Annotated in this window: 20 protein-coding genes and 2 pseudogenes; 17 read left to right on the top strand and 5 right to left on the bottom strand. The window is 56.1% G+C overall.

Annotated elements, in window-relative coordinates; genetic code table 11:
* Nucleotides 1-580 precede the first annotated feature (580 nt).
* Nucleotides 581-1,987, bottom strand: coding sequence for a replication initiator protein A (locus tag F561_RS0117955; protein ID WP_019011348.1), 1,407 nt, complete (start codon nt 1,985-1,987; stop codon nt 581-583).
* A 525-nt stretch (nt 1,988-2,512) separates the two neighbouring features.
* On the opposite strand from F561_RS0117955, the pseudogene F561_RS28020 reads away from it, so the two are divergent.
* Nucleotides 2,513-3,128 (top strand): annotated as a pseudogene (locus F561_RS28020) (DDE-type integrase/transposase/recombinase).
* A 677-nt stretch (nt 3,129-3,805) separates the two neighbouring features.
* Here F561_RS28020 and F561_RS0117945 read toward each other — a convergent pair.
* Nucleotides 3,806-4,318, bottom strand: a complete 513-nt coding sequence (locus tag F561_RS0117945) for a hypothetical protein (RefSeq protein ID WP_019011346.1) — start codon at nt 4,316-4,318, stop codon at nt 3,806-3,808.
* Nucleotides 4,319-4,681: 363 nt separating this feature from the next.
* Here F561_RS0117945 and F561_RS27335 point away from each other — a divergent pair, with 363 nt between their 5' ends.
* The 14 genes from F561_RS27335 (at nt 4,682) to F561_RS0117880 (ending at nt 19,663) form a co-directional block, all read left to right on the top strand.
* Nucleotides 4,682-5,038: a helix-turn-helix domain-containing protein gene (locus F561_RS27335; protein ID WP_019011345.1), complete on the top strand. Its 357-nt coding sequence runs from the start codon at nt 4,682-4,684 to the stop codon at nt 5,036-5,038.
* Between the two features lie 57 nt (nt 5,039-5,095).
* Nucleotides 5,096-5,440 (top strand): type II toxin-antitoxin system RelE/ParE family toxin, encoded by a 345-nt coding sequence (locus F561_RS28015; RefSeq protein ID WP_083922531.1) that lies wholly within the window; start codon nt 5,096-5,098, stop codon nt 5,438-5,440.
* A gap of 230 nt (nt 5,441-5,670) precedes the next feature.
* A complete protein-coding gene (locus F561_RS0117930; protein ID WP_019011343.1) occupies nt 5,671-7,077 on the top strand; it encodes a phosphoglucomutase/phosphomannomutase family protein in 1,407 nt (468 codons plus the stop codon).
* Between the two features lie 249 nt (nt 7,078-7,326).
* The gene (locus F561_RS0117925; RefSeq protein ID WP_019011342.1) at nt 7,327-8,391 is read left to right on the top strand and encodes a mannose-1-phosphate guanylyltransferase; all 1,065 of its coding nucleotides are present in this window, start codon (nt 7,327-7,329) and stop codon (nt 8,389-8,391) included.
* Nucleotides 8,388-9,776 (top strand): UDP-glucose dehydrogenase family protein, encoded by a 1,389-nt coding sequence (locus F561_RS0117920; protein ID WP_019011341.1) that lies wholly within the window; start codon nt 8,388-8,390, stop codon nt 9,774-9,776. Before F561_RS0117925 ends, F561_RS0117920 begins: the two co-directional genes overlap by 4 nt.
* Nucleotides 9,773-10,741, top strand: a complete 969-nt coding sequence (locus tag F561_RS0117915) for a UDP-glucuronic acid decarboxylase family protein (protein ID WP_019011340.1) — start codon at nt 9,773-9,775, stop codon at nt 10,739-10,741. The genes F561_RS0117920 and F561_RS0117915 overlap by 4 nt, the downstream gene beginning before the upstream one ends.
* Nucleotides 10,725-12,107 carry an oligosaccharide flippase family protein gene (locus F561_RS0117910; RefSeq protein ID WP_026299033.1) on the top strand — a complete coding sequence of 461 codons (1,383 nt, stop codon included), beginning with the start codon at nt 10,725-10,727 and terminating at the stop codon, nt 12,105-12,107. Before F561_RS0117915 ends, F561_RS0117910 begins: the two co-directional genes overlap by 17 nt.
* Nucleotides 12,100-13,050, top strand: a complete 951-nt coding sequence (locus F561_RS28010; protein ID WP_083922530.1) for a glycosyltransferase family 2 protein — start codon at nt 12,100-12,102, stop codon at nt 13,048-13,050. The genes F561_RS0117910 and F561_RS28010 overlap by 8 nt, the downstream gene beginning before the upstream one ends.
* A 210-nt stretch (nt 13,051-13,260) precedes the next feature.
* Nucleotides 13,261-14,553 (top strand): O-antigen ligase family protein, encoded by a 1,293-nt coding sequence (locus F561_RS28005; RefSeq protein WP_083922529.1) that lies wholly within the window; start codon nt 13,261-13,263, stop codon nt 14,551-14,553.
* Between the two features lies 1 nt (nt 14,554).
* Nucleotides 14,555-15,601, top strand: a complete 1,047-nt coding sequence (locus F561_RS28000; protein WP_083922528.1) for a glycosyltransferase — start codon at nt 14,555-14,557, stop codon at nt 15,599-15,601.
* Between the two features lie 106 nt (nt 15,602-15,707).
* Nucleotides 15,708-16,895 (top strand): glycosyltransferase, encoded by a 1,188-nt coding sequence (locus F561_RS27995; protein ID WP_040381143.1) that lies wholly within the window; start codon nt 15,708-15,710, stop codon nt 16,893-16,895.
* Nucleotides 16,896-16,974: 79 nt separating this feature from the next.
* Nucleotides 16,975-17,661, top strand: coding sequence for a WecB/TagA/CpsF family glycosyltransferase (locus F561_RS0117890; protein ID WP_019011335.1), 687 nt, complete (start codon nt 16,975-16,977; stop codon nt 17,659-17,661).
* Nucleotides 17,658-18,704, top strand: a complete 1,047-nt coding sequence (gene gmd, locus F561_RS0117885; protein ID WP_019011334.1) for a GDP-mannose 4,6-dehydratase — start codon at nt 17,658-17,660, stop codon at nt 18,702-18,704. Before F561_RS0117890 ends, gmd begins: the two co-directional genes overlap by 4 nt.
* A complete protein-coding gene (locus tag F561_RS0117880; RefSeq protein ID WP_019011333.1) occupies nt 18,704-19,663 on the top strand; it encodes a GDP-L-fucose synthase family protein in 960 nt (319 codons plus the stop codon). Before gmd ends, F561_RS0117880 begins: the two co-directional genes overlap by 1 nt.
* Nucleotides 19,664-19,723: 60 nt before the next feature.
* On the opposite strand, the gene F561_RS0117875 is transcribed toward F561_RS0117880, so the two are convergent.
* Nucleotides 19,724-20,053 (bottom strand): hypothetical protein, encoded by a 330-nt coding sequence (locus tag F561_RS0117875; RefSeq protein ID WP_019011332.1) that lies wholly within the window; start codon nt 20,051-20,053, stop codon nt 19,724-19,726.
* A gap of 142 nt (nt 20,054-20,195) precedes the next feature.
* The gene (locus F561_RS25905) at nt 20,196-21,716 is read right to left on the bottom strand and encodes an O-antigen ligase family protein (protein WP_019011331.1); all 1,521 of its coding nucleotides are present in this window, start codon (nt 21,714-21,716) and stop codon (nt 20,196-20,198) included.
* A 66-nt stretch (nt 21,717-21,782) separates the two neighbouring features.
* Between F561_RS25905 and F561_RS0117865 the strand changes: the two genes are divergently transcribed.
* Together F561_RS0117865 and F561_RS25900 are read left to right on the top strand one after the other, a co-directional pair.
* A complete protein-coding gene (locus F561_RS0117865; RefSeq protein WP_019011330.1) occupies nt 21,783-23,261 on the top strand; it encodes an exopolysaccharide biosynthesis polyprenyl glycosylphosphotransferase in 1,479 nt (492 codons plus the stop codon).
* 81 nt (nt 23,262-23,342) lie between these two features.
* Nucleotides 23,343-24,968, top strand: a complete 1,626-nt coding sequence (locus F561_RS25900) for a polysaccharide biosynthesis tyrosine autokinase (protein WP_019011329.1) — start codon at nt 23,343-23,345, stop codon at nt 24,966-24,968.
* A gap of 285 nt (nt 24,969-25,253) precedes the next feature.
* Here F561_RS25900 and F561_RS0117855 read toward each other — a convergent pair.
* Nucleotides 25,254-25,584: pseudogene (locus F561_RS0117855) on the bottom strand (IS4 family transposase); the annotation flags it as partial.

Raw genomic sequence — 25,584 nt, 5'->3', positions numbered from 1 at the left:
CCGTACCCGGCCACCGCGCTGGAGAAAGAGGCCGTAAACCTGTCCTCTGGCAATTTGGACGGCCAGTGGTGGCCAGGAATCACCTTCGTCAGTAACAGGCTGCCTGGAAGACGTCATAGCGCTGCCCAGCACGCAGGCCAGAAGCGGCGGAGAAACCATCAGGACATGCCAATACAGAAGTCGGCGCGGCCGCGCCTGCAGGCCAGGCAGCTGTCCGCCCTTTCACGCGTCAGGAGTGGATCCACCGGGCTGCAAACCAGCAAAATGCTGAACACTCCTTGGAGAAAGGTCAGGCGTGTCAGCATTCCCAGCCCGCCGCCGCCCTACCTGCCCGTCTGGCTGGTGACCTTCAGAAGAGCGGGCAATGTGCGCGGGTCGCGGCGCGGCCCACTGTCACGGCCATCCCAGTCGGATGGCGCCCAGGGTGATTTTGCCGTGCTGGATTCTGTTGTTCGGTGCAGGTTCCTCTGGAAAACAGAGATAAACCCGGTTGCCTTGAAGCGTCCCTCTCACTGCCTCTGTCAACGACCTGGAACACTGACCGGGTCCGACTGCGTCTCAGTGTTCCGGCCTGCCGCACTCACCTGTGGCGTAGAGTGCTGCCAAGTGAGTGCAACTGTTCCTTGAGCTGGTCGACCTGTTGGCCCAAAGAAGACGTGGCGGCGGCACTCACCAGCGCGCGCGTCAGTTCCGCCGCCTGAATCTCGCCCCGAAGCGCCAACGCTTCCAGCTGTGCCCACTGATCAGCGTTGAGATGCCGCTTGAGGATCAGCTGCAGCGTGGCGCGCTGGGCCGCCCACTGAACTTCTGGCGGAGCGGCGTTCAACTCTACAAATTCAGCCTCTGTTTTGAGCTGGGCTTCTTGTTCTGCCTGAGCCCGCTGTCGTTGGGCCTGCACTTTCCGCTGTCCTTGCCGGACTTCTGGAGCGATGAAATCTGGGGGAAGATCGTACTTGGAAGGATTCTCTAAGAAATCGGCCACCAATCCCCCAGGATTACGAACGGATCCGCTGGTTGCTTGGCGGCGGTGTTCCAAGAACCGCAGCGCTTCCTCCACCCGGTCGGGATGCCTTCCTGCAAGCGAAGCCGCACGCGCCACGGTCACGCCTGCCTGGCGCAGCATCACCACCAACGCTGGATCGGCCGCAGCCACGTCAGCAAAGACGTAACAGGCCACCGCAGTTTTGCCCCGACCCTCAATTGACGCGTGCTCCAGGTAGTTGTTGGCCCGCAACTCGTCATGTGCCGCCTCCAAAGCCCGCCGAACGAGGTCGCTGCGGTCGGTGGTCAAGCCAGTGGCCTGTCTCCACTGTGACAGGGGCACCCGGAGTTCAGTCAGCAGGGTGCCGTCATCTTGTCGGCGGTGGGCCTGCAACGTGCGGTAGAGCGCCCGTGCAGGCGGCTGTTCCAACTGGTGAAGCAGGTGACCGTCAAGCACCTGAGAAATGCCGGCCCGAATGCTTGAAGCCAGTTGTTCTCCCAAGCGGATGCTGAAGGTGGCCTCACTGTCAAGGGTACTCAGTTCCCCGTTATCCTCACTGTCGCGGTAACGCAGGCCTTCGAAGAAGCGAACCCCCACATTGTCCCACCCTATCCGTTGGCTGCCCGTCAGGGCCGTTTTGCGGCCTACGATGACACTGGTGAAATACAGTCGCCGGATGCTCTGGCGAAGTCGGTGATAATTCTCGCCGTTGTTGGACAGGCCCATCAATTCCCGCACTGCGTAGGCAGTGGTATGAACCCAGTTGTCTTCCGGACACCCGTGCGCCACGAACAAGGTTTCAAGTGCCACCAGCGTGTCCGTATCAATCCCGTGCGGGCGGCCCTGAGGGGTAATGGCCTCGATTCGGAAGGTACGGGTATTCACTGTGAACTCGGTATTCCAACTGGTGATGTTCTGGTCGATCCGGGAATGCATGCTGATCACGCCGAACCGGGCGAAATTGAGTTCGTCGTGAATATTTTGGGGTTTGGACTTCTTCGCCACTGTCTGCTCCTGTTGTTGTTTTTAACTGAGGTAAAGATATAAAAGAACAACAACAAAGGCGTCATCGTTCTGCGTCCTACACAGTACATTTCAGTTTTTTCCCGCAAAGGTATCGCTAGTTTGGCCCTAAATCCCGCAAAGGTATCGCTAATTTCGAGGGGAAACCCCACAAAGGTATCGCTAGTGGGAGTTATTTGGCAATTTCTGGGAAGAAATCCCTAAATCGTTGTCTGGCACGATCTTAACTCCTAAATTCCGCAAAGGTATCGCTAGTGGTCGAAAATCTGAATCCCGCAAAGGTATCGCTAGTTCGGCCCTCAACCCCGCAAAGTTATCGCTAGTGGACAGATACGGATATGGCTGCATTGGAACGACCTTTTTCAAATATCCTACAAATATCCCGCAAAGGTATCGCTAGTGAGACCGAGACAAATGGGACAGATTTACCTCCTTCGCCCTATATTTTCCCGCAAAGGTATCGCTAGTTCTAGCGGTTCTGGAAAGTGGTTGGCGTAAGGTGAGGCCGTGCTGACCGACCGGCAGCCGCCCAGTTACCGGTTCCCGAGGTCGGTCATCGGCCATGCCGCCCCTGCTTTACGACCGCTCTGCCCTGAGCAACCGAGACGTTGAGGAGGTGCTGTTCGAGCGGGGCATCAAATCAAGGTGTCTCGCGAATCCATCCGCACTTGGTGCATCAACTTCAGCAGCGGGTGCAGCGGGTTCCCGGTGGCATGTGGTCGTGGGCAGGGCAACTCCTTGGTTATGGGGGGCCGTCGACGAATACGGTGCGGTGCTTGATGTTCTTTCCAAGGCACCACGGCACCTCGGCGGCGATGTCATTTTTCTGATGCCTGCTGGGTGAATGCAATGTCCCAGAAACAGGCTGCACCGATAAATTGGCAAGCTACGGGGCGGCGATCCGTGAGCTCCGGTACTGGATGATGTCGATCACCAGCAGATCATCTCAGGCGCCCAGTGTGACAACCTGATTGAACAATCTCACCGATCCGCACAACGTCAGGAACGGAGCCAAATGGGTTTTCAGCAAGTCGAGCGGGCGCAGGAAGTTCTCGATCTCCACGCCAGAATCGCCAATCTCCACCGTGCCGCACGCTTTACCTTGCCCGCCAACGACCGCTGACATCCGTTGACCATCGCCCTGCGAAATTGAAGGGCGGTCGTGGAGCAGGTGACCTGAAGTTCAGGCCAGCTGCTCTTGGTGCCCCTATGCGATAACAGCTTGAACTTGCCATAATCAGGTAAAGCAATAAAAGAACCACGAGCAATACATAAAACAACGTTATAGACGGCATTCTTACGTTTTTTTCCGCAATGATGTCGCTGATCTGATCTGAAATCCCGCGAAAGTATCGCTACTTTCGAGTCTTTTCCCGTAAAGGTATCGCTGATCTTTAGAAACAGAGAATGCTGTGCCAAGTGACCTCCTCGCAAACTCCACTCAATCTCACGCAAAGGTGTCGCTGGCCACCAAAGCCACTTTGAGAGGTCAACCCGATGTTTTTACCTGCTTTTCCCGCAAAGCTATCGCTCCCGCGGGCTGGACACGCCTATATCCGAAGGGGACGGTACCCGTGAGAAACCCTGCCCCTGAACGGTGCGCCGAGGTCAACCACACAGCCGTTTACCATCCAGACCAGACTCGCTGGGCGTCTTGGGGTAGTCCCTTCTCAGCTCTGCTCCGGGCAAACTGGGGTGTGCAGGGTCCCCGAATGCAATAAGGATGCCGCGAAGCGCAAGGCAACCTACCGAACAGGGAGTTCTGATGACTCCCTGCCCTAAAGCGCCAAGCCCTCCGTCTTATTTCTCCTGGGCAGGCAGAAACACGACGGGCACGTTGGTGACCCGCTGCCCCTGGAGGATGAATGCTCGGTATTCCACGCTCTCCTCTTCTCGGCCCAAGGTCAGGAGGAAGATGTCCTCGTCAGCGAGCGCCTGTGTTTGGGCTTGGCGCATCCAGTCCAAATGCTCTTGAACGCTGCCCAGGTGGCCATGAGGGGCGATCAGCCAGTGACCCACCCAATCAATCTCGCTGTCGCTGTCCGTGAGGATGTCACTCAAGCCCAACACATACCGGGCATCCAAATGGAACGCTCCCGAGTCATTGGAAATTAGCCCTGGCGGCACCCCACGCGATGCCTGGGTGATGCGCCTGACGCCAGAGTTGCGTGAGCCGAAAAGCGGCCCACTGCGGAATTCGCCGGGAGCATAGAGCTGGGCCAGTAAACGTCGGTGCACCTCCATGGTTAACTCGATGATCTCTGGAGGCTGTGCCTGGGTTTCTGGGGGGGGGTGATTGTTGGTCAGCCCCAAGAAGCGCTGCCGAGCACGGGAAATCTGGGATGGGGGGGGCACTGGAGACTGGGCCATTAACTGTGACCGGAGAGACCTAAACAACCAGTCCAATATGCAGGCCTAGTGCGGACAACACGATAAATCAGCGTAGCTATAGGCGTGGAGCACACCGAGTTAGCCCCATTGACTCGCCGAGAATGGGTGATGAAACGAGATGTAGTGGTATCGTTCATAACGATTCCTTCTGTTTAGGGGGAGTCAGTGAGGGCGCGACTTTTCGACGGTAAGCGCCCTCTCTGCTTCGTAAAGCTATACCTTTTCCCGTATAATTTCAAGCGGGAAAAGGTATAGCCTATCCAACCTAAAGTGTAAGCTGAGCAAATGGGAAGTATCCGCAACACACTGCCCGAGATCATGGAACGGCAGAGGATAAAACAGACGGCTTTGGCGGCCGCTGCAGGACTACGCTACGCTACGGTTAATGCCTTGTACAACGGTAAAACGGAACGGGTAGACTTGGACACACTCACCGATATCCTTGACGGACTTCACGCTCTGACTGGTCAGATCTACAGCGTAGCTGATCTTTTGGAATACACCCCTTCTGAAGATGTGACAACCTCAGGGGTCTTGGCTCATCAACCCAATATCTTGGAACGGGTCTCGCAGCTTGAGCTGGGCGAGTCAATTCTGATTCCCATTGAAGACGTGGCCGCGAAACACGGCATTACCTTATGACCCTCTTCTGCATCCATACGCCGGTTTTGGACTCACAGCCGCCGACAGTCTAGAATCATGGCTCGCCACAAGAAACCTACAGAGCCTGCCACTGCTCCTACTTTTGAGTTCCTTGTCAAATTTGATGCTCATGCCGCAGCGGATCTAGAGCGTATTGATGATCATGCCACGATAACTGCCATTCTCCAGCAGGCAATGGGGCTCAGAACCGAACCGCTCAAACAGGGCAAACCGCTCAAAAAAGCCCTTAAAGGGTACAGATGTGTGCAGGTCACGCGACACCACTATCAGATTGTGTACCGTGTCATCAAACAGGCGGAAAACTTGGTCATTGCGGTGATGAGCGTACATGTCAACAGAGATAGAGATGCTCACGTCAATAGAGTTTCCCCTCATGAATAGATTTTTTGTCATGGGTACCCGCACCTCTGCAGTTTATGCACCCGCCAATCTCGTGCGTCGTTTCGTTTCGAATGCCCGTGGACGGTGAATGCCTTCTCAGCTGTCAACCTTCGAACCAGTAAAACATTAAGGTCAGATCACGACTCTCCTCATGCTACAGTCACGCTTGTTTGCGTCTCCGGGCGCCGTTCTACTGAGCAGTTTTGGAGCAGTGTTCCGGGAGGATGTGAATGTCTATCAAATTCGGCACCGATGGCTGGCGCGACGTGCTTGCAGAAGGCTTCACCTTTGCAAATGTGACGCATGTGGCCGCAGCTCACGCACGCTACCTGACCGCGCAGGGCGGCAAGAGCGTAGTGGTCGGGTACGACACCCGCTTTCTCGGAGAACGGTTTGCACACCTCAGCGCAACTGTGATGGCGCAGCACGGCCTGAACGTCTGGCTTTCTCAGAGCTTCCTGCCCACGCCTGTCGTGTCGTTTGCCACCCGGCACCTCGGCGCGGCGGGTGGGGCGATGATCACGGCCTCCCACAATCCACCGGAATACAACGGATACAAGTTCAAGGGGCCGTACGGAGGAAGCGCCACACCCGAGATCGTGGGACAGGTTGAGGCCGAGCTGTCTGGGGTTGAGGCGCCCGGCAGGACCCCCGGTGAGGTGACGCTCTTCGATGGCCGCCGCAGCTATTTCGAGTCTCTGGACAGGTTGCTTGATCTGGACACGCTGCGCAGTTACCAAGGGGTGCTGTATCACGATGCGATGGGCGGCGCAGGTTGCGGCTGGCTGGAAGCCTATGCCCAGCACGCCGGGTTGGGCGTGGAGATCCGGCCCCTGCATGGTCAACCCGATCCTCAGTTCTACGGCGTGAATCCTGAACCCATCGCGCCCAACTTGGCAGAGCTGATGTCCGTGATGACCCATGAAAAAGCGTTGACCTTCGGCACGGCGACCGATGGAGACGCAGACCGTCTGGGCATCGTCGTGGCAGGCGGGGCCTTTTTCAACAGCCATCAGATCTTTGCCGTGCTCCTGAAGCATCTGCACGGCAAAGGCCTGCGCGGCAGGGTCATCAAGACGGTCTCGACCAGCCGCATCGTCGAATTGTTGGCCGAGCACTTGGGGCTGTCCGTCACCGAAACACCAATCGGCTTCAAATATGTCACTGACGCTTTTTTGGAAGGCGAGCAGGATGCGGCGCAGGCCGTGCTGATCGGCGGCGAGGAATCCGGCGGGCTGGGTGTGCAGGGACATCTCCCGGAGCGTGACGGCCTGTTCAACAGCCTTTTGCTGCTAGAAGCCGTGGCCCAGAGTGGACGGAGCCTGCCGGATCTGTTTCGCGACATTGAACTTTTAACCGGCTTTTCACATGCCTATGACCGGGTAGATCTGAAGATGCCCGCCAGCTTCAACAAAAACGTCACCTTAAATGAGGTGAGAGGCTGGACAGAGATCGCGGGGTGGAACGTACAGAGCATCAACGAACGGGACGGCGTCAAACTGTTGTTAGACCGCGAGGCCTGGGTACTCGTGCGGGCCAGTGGGACAGAGCCTCTGCTGCGGGTGTACGTCGAAGCGGATTCGCCAACCAGTCTGAGAATCATTTTAGAAGAGGTCGTGCAGCGTGTTGGCGGCTAGTTGGCGGCATCAATTGAACGGTGCGCTCACCCCTATTCATGAGCCAATCAACTCCTTGACACTGGTTAAGAGAATGAGCCCCGCAGGTTATTTTTGATCCAACAATTCTCAGGCTTGAACAACCGCCTTGTGGGAAAATTCATGAGAGTCATAATGAGAATGACAAATGTGTAATAAAGCATCCGGTAGAGTCCCTGTTATTCCGGGGCGGAGTAGTCACCCGGTCACCGCACAGGGGGAAACCGAGTTATGTTCTATCCAGTGATTTTGGCCGGTGGCAGCGGGGAACGGTTTTGGCCCCTGTCGCGTCAGCATAAACCCAAGCAGTTCCTGATTCTCGAACCCACGGGGCGGAGCCTCCTTCAGGCCACCGCCGACCGACTGAATCAAACGAGTGGCGAGCCTGACCGCCTGATGGTGGTCACTGCCCACAATCACCGCTCGCAGGTGCTGGAGCATCTGCCCGACCTGCCGATGGAAAACCTGCTGGTTGAGCCGCTGCCCCGCGACACGGCCGCCGCCATTCTGTATGCCGCCCTGACGATTGCCCGTGACGATCCCGACGCCATCATGGGCGTATTTCCTGCCGATCACCTGGTTCAGGATCAGGTGGCCTTCGCCCGCACGTTGGCTCAGGCCATCACAATTGCCTCAGCGGGTGAAGCGCTGGTCACGCTCGGCATCACACCGGAGTATCCCTCCACCGGTTACGGCTATATCGAGCAGGGAGAGTTGCTGACCGGTACCGTGGGTGAGGCCTATCAGGTCAGGCGCTTTACCGAGAAACCCGACGCCCAGACTGCCGCCCACTTCCTGTCCACCGGGCGCTTCTTATGGAACAGCGGCATGTTCGTCTGGCGTGTCCAGGCGATTTTGCAGGCTTTTGAGCAGCATGTGCCAGAGCTGTACGGTCCTATGAGCGCGGCGTCACAGGTTCGGGGTGGCCTCCGGCAGGTCTATCCCAGCCTTCCGAAAATCAGCGTGGATTACGCCGTGATGGAACGGGCGGCCAACGTGGTGGTCATTCCGGCCAGCTTCGGTTGGGACGACCTGGGCGACTGGAATGCGTTGGAGCGACTGCTGAAAGGGGACGGAGTCAACGTGACTGTCGGGCGGCACATCAGCCTCGACACAGGCGGCGCGATCCTCTACACCACCAACGGCGATGACCTGATCGCCACGATAGGCCTCGAGGATGTGGTCGTGGTGCGGGCTGGAGACGTCACTCTGGTGGTTCGCAAAGACCGCACCCAAGACATCAAACAGGTGGTGCAGCAACTCAAACGTACACCTGAATTGGAGCATTTCGCATGAAGAATACTTTTCCCCAACGCGTTGCCGTCATTGGCACCGGTTACGTTGGTCTCGGCACCGCCGGACTGCTGGCCCACATCGGCTATCAGGTCACGGGCATCGATATCGATCCTGTAAAAATTGCCCAGTTACAGCGTGGTGAGGTGCCGATTCACGAACCGGGACTGGAAGGCCTGCTGGCTGGACAGGAAGGACGTCTGACTTGGACCACCAGCTACGGTGCAGTGGCTGAGGCCGATGTGATCTTCATCTGCGTGGGCACGCCCCCCGGGCCTGATGGAACCCCCAATCTCACCTATGTGACCAGCGCCGCGGCCAGCCTCGCGCCGTATTTGAACGGGCACGCACAGATCATCGTGAACAAGAGCACCGTGCCCATCGGCACCGGTGATTACGTGCAGCGCCTGCTGGAAGACCACTCGCCCAACTTCGACGAGGCGCGTCACCGCGTGGTCAGCAACCCGGAATTTTTGCGCGAAGGCACGGCGCTGTCTGACAGCCTCTACCCCGACCGATTGGTGATGGGTGGCCATCCTGACGCCGTGGATTATCTGGCCCGGCTGTACGCGCCGCTGATCGAGCAGACCTTCGTGCCCCCTGTAGGCACACCGCGCCCCGACAGTTACACCCGCCCGGCGCTGGTCAAGACCACACTACAGAGTGCCGAGATGATTAAGTACGCGGCCAATGCGTTTCTGGCCCTCAAGATCAGCTTTGCCAACGAAATCGCGGGCCTGTGTGAGCGGGTCGGCGCAGACGTTCAGGAAGTCAGTACGGGCATCGGCTTCGACGGACGCATCGGTCACCGCTTCCTGCAGGCAGGATTGGGCTGGGGTGGCAGCTGCTTCGGCAAGGACACGCAGGGCTTGATCAGTGCCGGGCGTGAACACAATTACGCCATGCCGATCCTGCAGGCCGCCATCGACGTCAACTACCGTCAGCGTCAGACCGTCATAGACAAATTGATGCGTCATCTGAAAAGCTTGAAGGGCAAACGCATTACTGTACTGGGGATGGCGTTCAAGCCCAACACCGACGATCTGCGCGACGCTCCCGCCCATGACCTGATCGCTCGCCTGACCCAGCTGGGCGCAGTGGTCACGGCCCACGACCCAGTCGCTATGCCCCGCGCCGCCCGCGAGTGGACGCACCTCAGCTATACCCCCGCCAGCGACCCGGTCAGCGCCATTGCCCGTGCCGACGCCGTGATCATCGCCACCGAGTGGGATGAGTATGTGCAGCTGAACTGGGCCGAGCTGGTGGGGACCATGCGCCGCCCGCTGATCATCGATGCTCGCAATATTCTGCGCGACGCGCTGCCCGCACAGGTGGAACAGATTGGCCGTGAAGCGCCTCAGTACCTGGCTGAACAGGTACCAGGGTGACCGAGTCGGCGCCGCAGACCATCCTGATCACGGGGAGTGCGGGGTTCGTGGGTTCGCATCTGGTGGAACGCTTCCTGAACGAAGGCCACACCGTGATCGGCGTGGACAACTACATCAGCGGTCAGCGCCAGAACACTGAATTGTTTCTGACTCATCCACGCTTCCGCTTCATTCAGGCCGATGTCAGCCTCGGCATCCCCTACACCGGTGAGGCGCTGGACTGGGTGCTGCATTTCGCTTCTCCAGCCAGCCCCCCTCACTACCAGGAATTCCCGGTCGAAACCCTGATGGTGGGTGCCCAGGGCACCCAACACGGTCTGGAGTTGGCTCTCAAGCACGGCGCGAAGTTCTTTCTGGCCAGCACCAGTGAGGTGTACGGTGATCCGCATGTTCACCCCCAGCCGGAGAGTTACTGGGGGCATGTCAATCCCAACGGCTTGAGAAGCTGTTACGACGAGGCCAAACGCTATGCCGAGGCGATGACGATGGCGTATCACCGGGCCAAGGGGGTAGATACCCGGATTATCCGGATCTTCAACACCTACGGCCCGCGCATGCGGGCCGACGATGGGCGGGTGATCACCAACTTCGTGCATCAGGCGTTGCGGGGCGAGGCACTGACGATCTACGGCGACGGGTTGCAGACGCGCAGCTTTCAGTATGTGGACGATCTGGTCGAAGGGATCGTGCGGTTGATGGGCGTGAGTTATCACGAGCCGGTGAACCTGGGCAATCCGACGGAATTCACCATGCTGGAACTGGCGGATGTGGTGCGGGAGATTATTGATCCGGAGCTGGCGGTGGTGTATCAGGCTGCGCCGAGCGATGATCCCCAGCAGCGCAAACCCGACATCTCCCGCGCCCAGGAACTGCTCGGCTGGACGCCCCAGGTGGCTCTGGCCCAGGGGCTTCAACGGATGACCCAGACCATCCAGCAGACGGTACTGTGTGACGCTACGGACTAAAGCCCTCCGGGGGGGTGCCGTACTGGCAGGCAGGCAGGGCGTCGGCATGGTGCTGTCGCTCCTTTCGTTGTTGCTGGTAACCCGTGTCATCGGCCCCAGCAACTACGGCGTTTACGTTGTCGCAGCAAGTCTTCAGAGCTATCTGTTCAGCCTAAGCTTGCTGGGACTCAACGTGTACCTGATTCGCAATGAAACTGTTCCTTCCGCCTATGAATACAATGTGGCCGCTACGCTAATGTTTGCGGTGGGCACCGGATTGGCCTTGCTTACCTTCTTCTCACTCCCTCTGCTGGAGACGACTTTCAAGCTTCCACATTTTGGTGCAGTCCTGCCCCTGATGCTGCTGGCACTGCCTGTTCAGTTGTTGGGGATCACGGCCATTGCCCAGCTGGAACGCGACCTGAACTATGAGCGGGTGGCCTTGGCTGAACTGATCATTCAGGTGGTCAATATGCTTGTTGCCGTTGCTATGGCTTGGCAGGGTTTCGGCGCGGTGGCACCTGCACTTGGTGTTCTGACCAGTCAATTGGTCGGTTTGCCCCTTTTGCTGTGGTTCAGTGGCCGACGCCTGAAACCGGGCTGGGATAGTACGCTTGTAAGGCAGATGTTGAGCTATGGACTGGCTTATGCAGCCGCAAACTGGGTCTGGCAACTACGCCAACTGGTCAATCCCCTAATCGTAGCCCGGTTCTTGGGAGCGGAAGCTGTCGGCATCATTGCGCTTGCCATCCGCTTTGTTGACCTCCTCTCTTTTGCGAAGTCTGCCACCTACCGCATCGCTCTGTCTGCTTTGTCAAAAATGCAGGATGATAAACAGCGCATCCGCAAAGCCGTGACAGAAGGTGCTGGATTGCAGGTGCTAGCCGTTGGCCCCTTTTTGGTCATGTTTGCCCTTGTTGCCCCACTGGTCTTGCCCAAATTTTTTGGTGCCAGTTGGGCTGCCAGCATGACTATTTTCCCCTTTATAGCCCTTGGTGTCTTGGTCAACGCCGTATTTAATCTCCACTCTTCTGTCTTGTATGTCTTCAAGCGCAATCTGGATGTTGCTCTGTTTCATGTCGTACATATCATGCTGTTTGCCCTATCTGCTTACCTGCTTGTACCACGCTACGGCGTCATAGGGTATGGATGGGCCGAAGTGGTTGGAATTCTTGCCTATATTGTTATTCATACTCTAATTGTCCGACAGGTTGGCTCACCAAATTACAAGCTGGCTGCCTTCTGGGGTCTGCCGTGTGCGCTGGCACTCTTCACACACTTTATCGGACCTCTCGCTCTAGTACCGCTTACTGTGGTGGTTATCATGCCTTATACCCGTCGGACTCTTAAAAAGTATGCAGGACAAATGAGGTTGCGCCATGGATAAACCTCTAGTCAGCATCATTATTAACAACTATAACTACCAAAATTACATATCTGAATGCATAGAAAGCGCAGTAAAGCAGGATTACGAGAATATTGAGATTATCGTCGTAGATGATGGCAGTACAGATAATTCAGAGAAAGTAATTTTAGAATATGGCGCAAAAATTAAATATGTAGCAAAATCAAACGGCGGTCAGGCTAGTGCTATGAATGCAGGATATCAAATGTCTTGTGGAGAGGTCATCATTTTCTTAGATAGTGACGATGTTTTAACTCCTCATATTATAGGACAGGTAGCTGGGCTTTTTGAGTCCGGCACAAAAGAATGTATACAATTCCTGATGCGAAGGATGGATAAAGATTCTAAGATCTATGAAGTAATCGACAGAAGGCATCATAGAAGCGGAAATCTGCGAGGGGATTTGTTATCAAAAGGCCCCGGAAATATAAAATTTCCTCCGACTTCTGGAAACGCTTGGTCGAGAACAGCGCTGGAAGAGGTAATGCCCATCCCACAAGATGATTTTAGAATATCGGCAGATTCGTATTTGTTTTCGAGCATTCCTCTTTCAGCTACCATTAAGCAGTCTGATTTAATTCTATCCTTCTATAGAATTCATGGGAACAATAACTATAAAGCGCCCTTTAATGAGGCCAAGGCAAAAAAATCTTTAGATCTTTATTTAAAAAGGTGTCAATATCTTTTAGAAAAGGCTCCATGTAAAAATGATGTGGATCATTGGACTGTTTCAACTATATACTACTTATCGCTTTACTGTTATTATAATTCATCAAAGACGCTTGGTCTGATAGGGATAGCCTTAAAATCAACCCTTACACTTAAACAGAAACTTATTCGGCTGTCGATAATTATTATATTTCTACTTCCTATCAAGAGCATTAAGATAAAATTTCTTAGGGCAATACATGCTAAGTTTAACTAGGCTACTAGGTCAGAATTTTGCCTTTATAGGGACGGCCATTTCTTTGATAAATGCGATTCTGAAGACGCTGATTGCGAGAGATAAATCTCAGAAAGATATAATTTTGCTGGGTGACACTCTTATATCACAACCGACCTCATTTAGAAGTTTTGCTATGGTTACCGTATTAGCTGTAGACATTACTTGTCTAAATAACCCAAAAGACCTAAAATGAACAAAAACGGCCTAAATATTAATCGTCGGAACATAATTACATATATTATCTATTGTATAACTGTATCTCTCATTATTAGTAACAGTTTTTCAACAAGACAATTCAACAACGGAACATTCTCTACTGCCATAAATACAGATGCTCCGTTTATCTCGCTATTTCGTCTTTTATCCGTAGCTTCACTAATATTTATCGCAACACTATATATAATCTCAACCATAAATCAAAGAAAGGGTTTTAATAAACAAAGCTGGAGTATTGGATTTCCCGCTATAATATTTATTATTCCACCACTGATATTCTCTCCATTATTTTCGATTACACATGGCTTCGATTATCACAGTTTTTATGGTACAATGCTGATTCTCGTCCTAATGAGATTGGATGGTAATGACTCAGGTTGGTTTTTAAAATTATCGAGAAACTCGGTAGGATTATTCTTATTTGTTTGCATTCTTTCACTTGCTGTACCAGGAATAAGCATTGAACAAAATTATTCTGGCGATTTATTAGTTCCTCTCCCGATTAGATTTCATGGAGTGGCGTCTTTGGGAAATCATTTAGCTGCTTTAGCGTGCCTATTCATTTTGTTGGACATTCTTAGGATAGAGCTACACTCACACAAAACCTCACTCTGGAATATTTTCTCTTGGGCAATCGCTGTGGGCATTCTAGGCATGACTCAATCAAAAACTACCTTTTTTGCTTTTATTTCTGGATTGGCTATATACTCTGTACTAAAATTTAGAACTCCCTGGTTTGTAAAGTTTTTCGTGGCAACATTGGCGGTAGCATTTATGGTCTTATTCCTACAATCATCAAATACAGTGCTAGAAATAAATAACGAAACCGCAACGTTAACTGGTCGCACACAAGTATGGGATTATGTGATAAGCTTATATAATGAAAACAAGTTCTTTGGTTATGGGACTGAGTTATGGCTAGATGATACTAGAACAAACTTTTTCACCCAGTACGGATGGGCACCTGGTCAGTCACATAATCAATGGGTACAGACTCTAGGGCGTAGTGGTTGGTTAGGAATGTTCGGTATGATTATCTACGCCTTGTCTATTATTTTAGCATCAAGGATCGTGTATGTGAAAGGCGGAAAAGTAATTTTCGTTATAGCTTGGGTATTTTTTGTGCGCTCCGTGACAGAATCGTCTTGGATGATAAATCTTTTCTCTGAGAACTACATGTATCAAATTATTTTTTTGGGTGTCTTAATCTCTTCAGTTCAAGATAACCATACCAATTCTAAGATCGAGAAAACTGGGGTGGTCTAGTATGAATATGCTATGTATTGCTAGAAGAAGAAGTGGTGGGGGTGCAGAAATAGTCCAGCAAGTTTTCCTGTCTGGTATCGCCGACGTTCATCAAGTAGAGGTAATTTATTTAGATGACTACGGTAGAAGTAAATCACTGTTATCGAAAATGAGTAAAATCTTGGCAGTTGTAGATATTATTAAAAAAGGTAAGAAAAAAGATATAATTTTTGGAATGCAAGATACCACTCCCATATACTTAGCCGTTTTATCGGGCAAAATAAATTCGGTAAGATCTGTAGGCTGGATACATAACACTTGGAGTCGCAGAAAAAAAGATTTGTCGAAGATTCATATATTGCTTGCCCCTCTATTTTACAGATTTGTTGGAAAATTTATAGCGGTTTCAGAAGGTGTTAAACAGGATTTAATGAGTGAATTTGACCTCCCAGAAGACATAGTAACAAGTATTTTCAATCCTTTTGATTTTGATCATGCAAATCGATTGATCTCTGCAGGCATTGCAGAAATAGATAAATCCGATTATGAAATCATGACTCTGGGACGGCTAGAATATGTCAAAGGGTTTGACATATTGATCAATGCAATACCAAAACTGAGCAACAAGACTGCTAAACTGCTCATTATTGGCTCAGGTAGTCAGGAAAGGAGTCTCAAACTACTCGTGAGTCAACTTGGAATGGAAAATAGAATCGGGTTTATTGATTTTACTGACAATCCATATAAGTACTATACAAGGGCAGATCTTTTTGTCATGCCTTCGCGGTATGAGGGGTTTGGCAGAGTAGCTGTCGAGGCCCTTTATTGCGGAACCTCATCGATATTATCTGATTGCCCCAGCGGACCTGCAGAGATTGCTGAAAATGGAAAATATGCACGGTTGGTAAAGTCAGAAGATGTGAACGCACTAGTAGAAGCGATTGATGACCATCTAACTAATCCTCAGGAATTAAAAAATAAGGCGAAACAATTTAAAGCGACTATAAATCGTTTTGAAAAGAAGAAGGTAGTTGATGAAATGATTGAAATCATGCGAGGTAAAAATTGAGCACCGCTTAAATAGAGCTGTATGTTTCCGATTTCAGGCAATATTTCTAAAACTTGGAAGAATAACAAGTAGAGCAAAAACCCTAACGATAAGGCTATCCTATAAAATGAAAGTTTTGATGGCACACAATCACTACAAAAGCCCAGGTGGAGAGGATCAGAGCTTTCTTGCAGAAGCTGGACTTCTTGAATCGTACGGCCATGACGTGAGTAGATATACCCTTCACAACGACGCCGTAAATGCTCAAGGCGTCGTACAAACAGCATTGCAGACGGTATGGAGTGCGCCAGTGGCAAGGCAGATTGCCGGGCTGGTACATGAGCGTCAGATTGAAGTGGCTCACTTTCAGAACACTTTCCCTCTGATATCGCCTTCGGCTTACTATGCTGCCCATAACAGTGGTGCGGCCGTTGTGCAGTCGCTCAGGAATTACCGCATCGCCTGTTCTAATGGGATGCTGTACCGGGATGGCAAGATCTGTGAATCTTGCGTGGGTCAGTTCGCACCCTTGAGCGGAATTGTGCACAAATGTTACAGAGGCAGTACGCTAGGTTCTGCCGTTGTTGCAGGAATGGTAGGAGTTCATAAGATTTTAGGAACATATAAAAAAGAAGTCGATTTATTTATTGCCATTTCCGAATTTGTCAAAAACAAGTATATCGAGATCGGTTTTGACGCAGACCAAATTGTAGTAAAACCGAATGTAGTTGCTCCTGACCCTGGGCCGGGAACTGGTCAAGGTGGCTACGCCCTCTATGTAGGACGACTCTCTGAAGAAAAAGGGCTCAGAACTCTTCTTGAGGCTTGGCAAAAAGGCTCGCCATCAATTCCGCTTAGGATTATAGGAGAAGGCATTCTACAGTCAGAAGTTGAAAAAGCGGCAGAAGCGACCAATATCGAATATTTAGGACAACGTTCCCTTCAAGAAACTTATAGTCTGATGGGAGAAGCTGAAATGCTAATCGTGCCTTCCGAGTGGCACGAACCATTTGGCCGGGTCGTTATTGAAGCGTTTGCCAAAGGAACACCAGTCATTGCAGCGGCAATGGGCGGCCTGACAGAGCTGATAGAGGATGGCCTGACAGGTTACTTATTTGAGGCTGGTAATAAAGATGCCCTCATTGATAAAATTCGTCTTCTCAAAGGAGATGAGGAATTGTCAACCGGGATTCGCAATGCGTGCCGTCAAATCTACCTTGAAAAATATGCTTCGGAGAGGAATCACGAAATGCTCGTGAGCATCTACCAGAGCGCGGTAGCTAAAAAATCAAAGGCTAAAAATGTTCGAGGCTAAAAATATTGTCGGCAGCAACATACACGCAACCTCCTATACTTTGGCCGCAGAAAGAATCATTGAATGGAGTGGCCCAAGAGTGACCCACCGCGTCCACGCCGCCAATGTTCATATGGTGATGGAAGCTGTAGATGACCCGGCATTCCGCGAGGTGGTCAATACTGCCGATCTGGTGACGCCCGACGGGATGCCTCTGGTCTGGGCACTCAAATTGTTGGGCGTCCCCGATGCCGAGCGTGTGTATGGGCCGACGCTGACGCTGAAGGTTTGCGCTGCCGCCGCCTTGGAGGGCATTCCAATCGGGCTTTACGGAGGCACTCCTGAAAGCTTGGAAGAATTCAAGGCGTTTTTGTATCACGAGTTTCCCGGTATTCGGATTGTCTGCGCCATCGCACCGCCTTTTCGCCCACCGACAGCGGAAGAAGACGCCGCTGATACGCAGCAGATTCTGGACTCCGGGGCGCGAATTTTGTTCGTGGGGATCGGCTGTCCCAAGCAGGAGTGGTGGATGTACCATCACCGTGACCGCTTACCCCTGGTGATGTTGGGGGTCGGTGCGGCCTTCGACTTTCATTCTGGACGCGTGAAACAAGCTCCAGCAGCCATGCAGGGGATGGGGCTGGAGTGGTTGTTCCGGTTGATCATGGAACCCAGGCGGCTCTGGAAGCGGTACGCCCGGCAAAATCCACGGTTTGTCTGGATGTTCGGGCGGCAACTTCTGCGGGAGCGAATGCTGAACAGGCGCAGCGGAGGAGCTGAACAATGAAAAAAGCACTGGTAACGGGCATTACAGGTCAGGATGGATCTTACCTGACGGAACTTCTCCTCTCTAAGGGCTATGAGGTACACGGCATGATTCGCCGTGCTAGTACCTTTAACACCGACCGGATCGACCATCTGTATCACGATCCCCACGAATCAGGCGCAAAGATGTTCCTGCATTACGGGGACCTGTCGGATGCATCGGGTTTGCGGATGCTGATCGAGAAAGTGCAGCCGCAGGAGGTCTACAACCTTGGCGCACAGAGTCACGTCAAGGTCAGTTACGATCAGGCCGAGTACACCGCCGACGTGACCGGACTGGGCACCCTGCGTCTGCTGGAAGCCATCCGCGACTATCAAGACCGCACTGGCCTGCAGGTGAAGTTTTATCAGGCCAGCAGCTCTGAGATGTTCGGGGCAGCCGCGCCCCCACAGGGGTTGCACACGCCATTCCACCCCCGCAGCCCCTACGCGGTCGCCAAGGTGTACTCGTACTGGCAGACGGTCAACCACCGCGAAGCCTACGACCTGTACGCCTGCAACGGCATTCTGTTTAACCACGAGTCGCCCCGGCGCGGAGAAACCTTCGTGACCCGTAAAATTACGCGGGCTGTGGGCCGGATCAAGATGGGCCTGCAATCCAAGTTGTATCTGGGCAACCTGGAGGCCAAACGCGACTGGGGCCATGCCCGCGACTACGTGGAAGCCATGTGGCTGATGCTTCAGCAGGACGCGCCGCGTGATTACTGCATTGCCACGGGTGAGGCGTACAGCGTGCGCGAGTTTGCGGAACGCGCCTTTGCACAGGTGGGTCTGAACCATGAGGACTACGTGGAGATCGACCCCCGCTACTTCCGTCCCGCAGAAGTGGATTACCTGCTGGGCGACGCCACTGAAACCCGCCGCGCCCTCGGCTGGGTGCCCAAGACCAGCTTTGAAGAACTGGTGCGCGAGATGGTGGAAGCTGACCTGGAACTTGCCAGACAGGAAAAAACCCTGATCGCGGCGGGGCATCAGGTGGCCCTGAAGGGTGTGGGCAATACCTGATGACCAGCACGATGCAGCACGACGCCCGAATCTACGTGGCTGGACACCGGGGACTGGTAGGAAGCGCCATCATGCGCCGCCTCAGGGCAGAAGGCTTCAGCAACCTGATCACCCGCACGAGTGCTGAGCTGGATCTGCGCGATCAGGCAGCAGTCCGGGCCTTTTTTGCACAGGAGCAGCCTGAATATGTGTTCCTGGCCGCAGCGAAAGTGGGCGGCATTCTGGCGAACAGCACCTATCCGGCCCAGTTTTTGTACGACAACCTGATGATTGCGGCCAACGTGATTCACACGGCCCACGAAACAGGCGTCAGGAAGTTGCTGAATCTGGGATCAAGTTGCATCTACCCGCGCCTTGCTCCCCAACCCCTTCAGGAAGAGGCGCTGCTGACCGGGCCACTGGAAGATACCAACCGAGCCTATGCGGTGGCTAAAATTGCGGCCATCGAACTGTGCGACCACTACCGCACCCAGTACGGCGCGGACTTTATCAGTGGCATGCCCACCAACCTGTACGGCCCCGGCGACAACTTTGACCTGCAAGGCTCTCATGTGCTGCCTGCGCTGATGCGGAAAATGGTGGAGGCCAAAGAAAGCGGTGCGGCGCAGGTGGAAATCTGGGGATCGGGAACCCCACTTCGGGAGTTCCTGTATTCCGACGATCTGGCCGACGCGTGCCTGTTTCTGATGAAGCAGGTGTCTGCACCCGGCCCCATCAACATCGGCACGGGCGTAGACCTCAGCATCCGTGCTCTGGCCGAGCTGATTGCAGAGGTGGTGGGCTTTGACGGTGAACTGATCTTTGACCCGTCCAAGCCCGACGGTACACCGCGCAAGCTGATGGATGTCTCCAAACTACGCGACCTGGGCTGGCAGGCCCAGACTGGCCTCCGCGAAGGAGTAGAGCGCACGCTGACATGGTATCTGGCACAGCGCGAAGCTGGACTCGTTCGCGGCTGATAGAGGCTAACCAGGAACCGGGGGCGCAGAAGTTATTTCTGTGCCCCCGGTCCAGTGTGGTCAGGGCACTGCCACAAACCGTACGGCACTCACGAACAGGTTGCGGTCTTCGGGCGGGGTGGTGTCAGGCAGGTAAGCGTCGTCGTGAAAGGTGATGGTCAGCAGCCCTGCTTTCGGCACCTGTACGCGGTAGAGCTGCTCTTGACCTACACGGGCCGTCAGGAGTGGCTGATCGCTGGCACTGACACTCATCAGGGGCAGGAGACTTTTAGCCGCTGTGCCGCGTGCCGTAAAGGTCAATACGCCGGGCCGACAGACCTGTAAGACCACCATGCCGTTGGTTGCCAGCACGGCCCGGCCCTCCACCAGTGGCTCAGCCTGGTCATTCATCCACTGGGAAGGCGGCTGGGGAACACATGAAGGCAACGGGACAGCAGCCCAACCCGGTACATGAGGCGTCGAAAATGCGAGGACACCCCACAGCGAGGCAGGCAGCACCAACCACAGCAGGACCGTCAACAGCAGCCTGAGTCTACTCAACGTCGATCACCCGGACCAATTGAGCTACAGGTTGCTCCACACTTAATCGCGCCCGCTGGTCAGAGAGTTGGATGCTCAGGCGGTAACGGCCTGCGGGTAACCCTTTCATGGTCACACGTTTCCAGCCCGACTGAGAGGCGTCCAATGGGGTCTGGAAGGCCTTCTGGCAGGGACCACTGACCGGGCAGGCCGACCCACGCACCACAAACTGGCCCTGCGGCACCTCGGCCTTCAGAAACAGGGTCACGTTTTCGCCTGCTGTCAGCCGGGTCGGTAGGGTCAGCGCTCGCAGGATCGGCACGCCCGCACCCACGCTGGGCCGCACCCGCTCCAACCACAGCGGCAACGTGAAATAGGCCAGCAGCGCCAGAGCCAGCAGCGGCGCAGCAGGAGACAGGTGGGGAGCAGGCTGGGGCGCGTCTGTTGGGGCCTTCTGCTGGGCCAGCGCCACTCCCACTCCGCCCAGCAGCCAGTACAGTTCGGCGTGGCCCAGGTTGGGCAGAAAGGTGGGTGTGTCCACCAGGCCCATCGCCACAATCGCCCAGGTCACGCCGTTGACCAGTGGATCGCGCGACCTCCATGCAGCGAGAGCCAGCGCCCCCATCAGGGCCAGCCATCCAGTCAGGCCCACCAGACCCGTTTCACCCAGAAGATGAAAAGCGGTGTTGTGAGCGATCAGCCACGCGCCGCGCAGGGCGTCCAGTGCAGGTGGACAACCCTGCTCAAGGCCATAGGAGTTGGCAGGCAGCCACAGCTGGCAACTGGTGTCGCTGTACTGGGTGCTGAAGGCGGGACCGAGTTGATACGGCCCGGTGCCGCCCCAGGGGTGCAGGCGGGCGGCAGTCAGGGCATCGGCCCAGAAGGTGCCGCGTCCGTTCAGGGTATTTTCCAGGAAACGGCTGGTCACGCCGCCCGGCACCGCACTTTGAAGGCCCAAGACCAGCACGGCGGCTCCGGCCAGAGCCAGGAGCGACGCCTTCCACTGGCTCCGCAGGCCCACCACCAATGCTGCTGCCAATCCGGCGACCAGCGCGATGAGAGGCCCCCGGCTGCCGCTCCAGAGAAACATACCGAGGCTCAGGCTGCCGCCCATTACCCGCCACACCCACGGCCCACTGCGCCAGGTGACGGCCAGCAACAGCCCCAGCGTACCGGCCAGCCCCAGGCTGACACTGGTGTAGTAGGGATGCAGCAGGCGCGTGGTGAATGCGGCGGCTGGATGCAGGGCCAGCGTGGTGGCAAAAGCAGTCAGGGCCACCACGCTGTACCCGAGCAGCACCGGACGCACGGCGCGGGTGTGGCCCAGGGTATAGCCCGTCACGATCAATGCCACCACCAGACCCCCCCTGATCAGGGCTAAGGGCAACGACACCAGGGGCTGCGGCGACAGCAGCGCCGCCAGCAGTTGCAGGCCCAGAAACACGCCCAGCAAGACTTTCCAGGCAGGTGGAAGAGTACGAAAGCGGGGCAACGCCAACAGGCTGAGCAGGCCCGCACCGGGAATCAGAGGCAAGAAACCTAACCAGAGGGCGAGAGTTTTAGACAGACGGGAGTTCACTAGACGTTTATATTGCGCTATATGGATGCCCGTGTCTCTCCCCCGACCCCTGTTATCGTCGCGGAGGGTCCACCGACGGAGGGAAGCCTACGCAACCAACTGCGGGCGCAGAGGGCAAATGCATACCTCAGGCGGCGACTGGGCAACGGCGCGGCCCTGCTGAGCAGCGAACTGCTGGGGTGGGCGGCGGCGGCGGCTCTGACCAATACGCTGCTGGCCCGCTGGGGGTTCACCCCTCTTCCCTGGGCCTGGCTGGAAGTCTTGCTGCTGATCTATGCCGTTGTCGCGTCGCTGCGGGTGCAGCCCGGCTGGGGGCTGGGAGCCGTGACCGAGCTGGAGCGGATGGTCACGCTGGCCGCGCTGCTGGTGCTGATGCTGACCCTGGGCCTGGCGCTGACGGAGCAGGGGTGGGCGGCTGTCCGGTCAGGAGCGCTGCTGCTGGGGCTGGGCCTTCCTGCTGTGTTGTTGGCCCGCAACCTGGCCAAACGGGTGCTGGTCAGGAGTGGGCTGTGGGGCGTGCCCGTGGTGGTCTACGGCGCGGCCCTAACGGGACAACAGGTGGTGACAGCGCTGCAAGCCGAAGCAGGGCTGGGCTACCACCCCGTGGCCGTGTTCGATGACAATGCCGCGCTACACGGAACAGAGGTGAGCGGCGTACCAGTGCTGGGTCACACCAATCTGTGGACTCAGGCCGCACCAATTGCCATCGTGGCCATGCCGGGGGTGGCCCGCACGCGCCTGGTGGACCTGCTGGACGGCCCACTCAGCGTGTACCGCAGCGTCATCCTGATTCCCGACCTGTTTGAAATGCAGTCGCTGTGGGTACAGGCCCGCGACCTCGGCGGACTGCTGGGCCTTGAAATCACGCACAATCTGGCCGATCCATTGGCCCGCCGCCTGAAGCGGGGCATTGATCTGCTGGCCGTGACCCTGACGCTTCCGCTGTGGCTTCCCCTGTGCGGCCTCATCGCCCTGCTGATCTGGCTGGAAGACCGTGCCAAGCCGCTGTTTTTGCAGCGCCGTACCGGGCTGGGCGGCGAAACATTCGACACCTGGAAATTCAGAACCATGCTGCCCGACGCTGAAGAAGTTTTGGCCCGTCGCCTGGCCGAAGACCCAGCTCTGAACGCCGAATGGCAGGCCCATTTCAAACTGAAAAACGATCCCCGGATCACCCGCATCGGCGGCCTACTTCGCAAAACCAGCCTTGACGAATTGCCGCAGCTGGTCAACGTTTTGCGGGGCGAGATGGCGCTGGTAGGGCCACGGCCGCTGCCGCTGTATCACCTTGAAGAACTGCCCCTGTCTGTTCAGCAACTGCGCCGGGAAGTCCGTCCGGGCATGACCGGGCTGTGGCAGGTGTCGGGCCGCTCGGACGCGGGCAACGAAGGCATGGTGCGGCTCGACCCCTACTATGTGAGAAATTGGTCAGTTTGGCTTGATATCGTAATCTTGCTGAGAACAGTCAAGGCCGTGTTGAGAAGCGCCGGAGCCTACTGACTCTTTTTCCCCGCGCTTTCACCCTCCCCTCTCCCCTGTCTGCTTTCCAATACATCGTTGACCCACAAAGGATAATTCGCTTTGACCCAGCTCCCCTCACAGTCCGAGTCCCGCTCCAAGTCCACCGACGATATCGATCTGGCTCAGGTGTTCGCGGTGCTGCGCCGTCAGGCCCTTCCACTGCTGCTGGCTCCAGTGCTGGTGGGCGGGGCCACCTACGCCCTGTTTAAGCGTCAGGCTCCCACCTACGAAGCGGTCACCAGTGTCATGGCTGCTCAGAACGATAACAGCAACAGCGTGCTGAGCAGCGCCTCGGTCACGGCGCCGCAACTGCCGCAGGGCGCCGTCGAAGAGGTGGTGCACAGCCGTCAGAGCGTAGAACGGATGATCGAGCTGCTGAGAACCGCCAACCTGCCAGACAACATCAAGACGGCCATCAGTCAGCAGCTGAACAACGAGCTGGCCAGCGACAAGTTCAGCCGCGTGACCGTCAAGGCCCGCCTGGATACCCAACAGCGCGGCGTGTATGAGCTGCGGGCCAGCGCGGAATCGCCTGAAGCTGCCCGCGTGCTGGCCAGCGCCGCCACGCAGGCCCTGCTGGACTGGGACATGAGCCGCGCCCGTACCGGCGTAGGCCGCGCCCGCAAAAACTTGCAGGAACAGCTGAAGAACATCTCGACCCGGCTGGCAGCGGTGCCAGCCGGAAGCGTGGAGGCCCAGAGCCTGATCGCGGCGCGGGGCCAGTTGATTCTGAATCTGTCGCAGGCCACGGTGTTTGAGGAAGGCGCGGTGGGGAACCTGACCCTGCTGGCTGAAGCCAATGCGCCGCGCTCGCCCGTGGCCCCCAAGCCCGCCCGCAACGCCGTCCTGGCGGCTCTGCTGACGCTGTTCGCAGGAGCGGGCCTGGCCCTATTGCTCGATTCGCTGCGCCGCCGCGTCCGCTCGACAGCGGACATCATCGCGTTGGACGTGCCTGCCATCGGTGAGTTGCCCCGGATGTCCCGTGCTCGCCGCGCCGACACCGCTGGCGCGGCCACTGCAGGCGTGCTGTACGAACCCACCGGGTTTATCCGGGTCAACCTCAGCACGGCGGTGCCGCACAGCCCGGCTCTGCTTACCGTTTCCAGCGCCCGCCCCGGCGAAGGCAAAAGCACCGTGGTCGCGGCGGTGGCCGAGTCCTATGCGCTGGCTGGCAAACGGGTGCTGGTCATTGATCTGGATGTTCACCGACCCACCCAACAGGAATTCTGGAGCGTAGGCGGCAGGCCCTGGGTGCCGCTGCCCGGTGCAGAAGAGGGCCATCAGACTACCGTAGTGCAGGCCATCGAGCACCCGACGCTGGCCAGCGCCATCGATGTGGGACGCGGCATTCATCTGCTGCTCGCCGGAGAGGTGGGCCGCCGCGCCGCCAGCCTGTTGAACACTCCTGGCCTGCCGGAACTGCTGCGGCAGTGGGCCACCGGCTACGATGTGGTGCTCATCGATACCCCTCCCCTGTTGTCGGTGGCCGACGCCTTCGTGATCGCTCCCCATACCGACGGCCTGGTGCTGGTCGTGGAGAGCAACGAAACCTCGGTGCCCGAAGTGCAGCGCGTCCTGCAGGGCGCACGCACTTCACAGGTCAAGCTGCTGGGCGTCGTGGTCAACAAGGTGCGCCGCGGGCAGCAGGGCTACGGGTACTCGTACAGCTACGCGCAGGGAAACTGAGAGATCAAGGCGTGGCGGGAGGAGCGCTCACGAGCCAAGTCCCGTTCCCGAACCCATCTCAACTCGTTATCAAGGAGACGGACTCCATCGGCCGAGCACGCCACTCGGGTTTTCAGCGGCAGAAAGTACGTAGGGTGATCTATCGAGAACTTCTCAGCGATCCTACTCACTTGTTCCCTGACCAGGCGTAGCTCATCCGCAGAGAAACCTGAACAACCAGCCTACTGGGTTATGGGCTCTCTCACCAACAGCTGAACAACCTACAGGCTGCTTGCCCTCAACCCCTCAGCACCTGACACTTCGGGAAACTGACGTGCTGGCGGTCGGGAACGGCATCCCAAGGAGCCGCAGGTAGTCCCAGAACACGTCGCCGCCCCACCGCGCCGCCTGACTCAGGATCTGCCACCCGATCCGCGCCTGACTCACGACCGCTCGCCCGCGCTTGTCCCGCCGAGGGGCGTGGGTCTCTGTCCGCTGCGCGCCGATCCGGGTCATCCAGGCCAGCGCGATACACAGCAGCCCAAAGAGCCGAGAGATTCGCTCTGGGGCCGTCATGTGCGTGGCCTCCAGATTCAGTCCGCGAGATTTCAAAGCGGAAAATGCCGATTCAATCGCC

This window comes from Deinococcus aquatilis DSM 23025, from assembly GCF_000378445.1.
Taxonomy (GTDB): Bacteria; Deinococcota; Deinococci; order Deinococcales; family Deinococcaceae; genus Deinococcus; species Deinococcus aquatilis.
Note: the sequence above shows the minus strand (reverse complement) of the source record. Positions and strands in the feature narration are given on the sequence as shown.

Excerpts from the sequence above, each read along its gene's own strand:
- F561_RS27335 (WP_019011345.1), top strand. The coding sequence starts at position 4,682 with ATGGGAAGTATCCGCAACACACTGCCCGAGATCATGGAACGGCAGAGG.
- F561_RS28015 (WP_083922531.1), top strand. The coding sequence starts at position 5,096 with ATGGCTCGCCACAAGAAACCTACAGAGCCTGCCACTGCTCCTACTTTT.
- F561_RS0117930 (WP_019011343.1), top strand. The coding sequence starts at position 5,671 with ATGTCTATCAAATTCGGCACCGATGGCTGGCGCGACGTGCTTGCAGAA.
- F561_RS0117925 (WP_019011342.1), top strand. The coding sequence starts at position 7,327 with ATGTTCTATCCAGTGATTTTGGCCGGTGGCAGCGGGGAACGGTTTTGG.
- F561_RS0117920 (WP_019011341.1), top strand. The coding sequence starts at position 8,388 with ATGAAGAATACTTTTCCCCAACGCGTTGCCGTCATTGGCACCGGTTAC.
- F561_RS28010 (WP_083922530.1), top strand. The coding sequence starts at position 12,100 with ATGGATAAACCTCTAGTCAGCATCATTATTAACAACTATAACTACCAA.
- F561_RS28005 (WP_083922529.1), top strand. The coding sequence starts at position 13,261 with ATGAACAAAAACGGCCTAAATATTAATCGTCGGAACATAATTACATAT.
- F561_RS28000 (WP_083922528.1), top strand. The coding sequence starts at position 14,555 with ATGAATATGCTATGTATTGCTAGAAGAAGAAGTGGTGGGGGTGCAGAA.
- F561_RS27995 (WP_040381143.1), top strand. The coding sequence starts at position 15,708 with ATGAAAGTTTTGATGGCACACAATCACTACAAAAGCCCAGGTGGAGAG.
- gmd (WP_019011334.1), top strand. The coding sequence starts at position 17,658 with ATGAAAAAAGCACTGGTAACGGGCATTACAGGTCAGGATGGATCTTAC.
- F561_RS0117880 (WP_019011333.1), top strand. The coding sequence starts at position 18,704 with ATGACCAGCACGATGCAGCACGACGCCCGAATCTACGTGGCTGGACAC.
- F561_RS0117875 (WP_019011332.1), bottom strand. The coding sequence starts at position 20,053 with ATGAATGACCAGGCTGAGCCACTGGTGGAGGGCCGGGCCGTGCTGGCA.
- F561_RS0117865 (WP_019011330.1), top strand. The coding sequence starts at position 21,783 with ATGGATGCCCGTGTCTCTCCCCCGACCCCTGTTATCGTCGCGGAGGGT.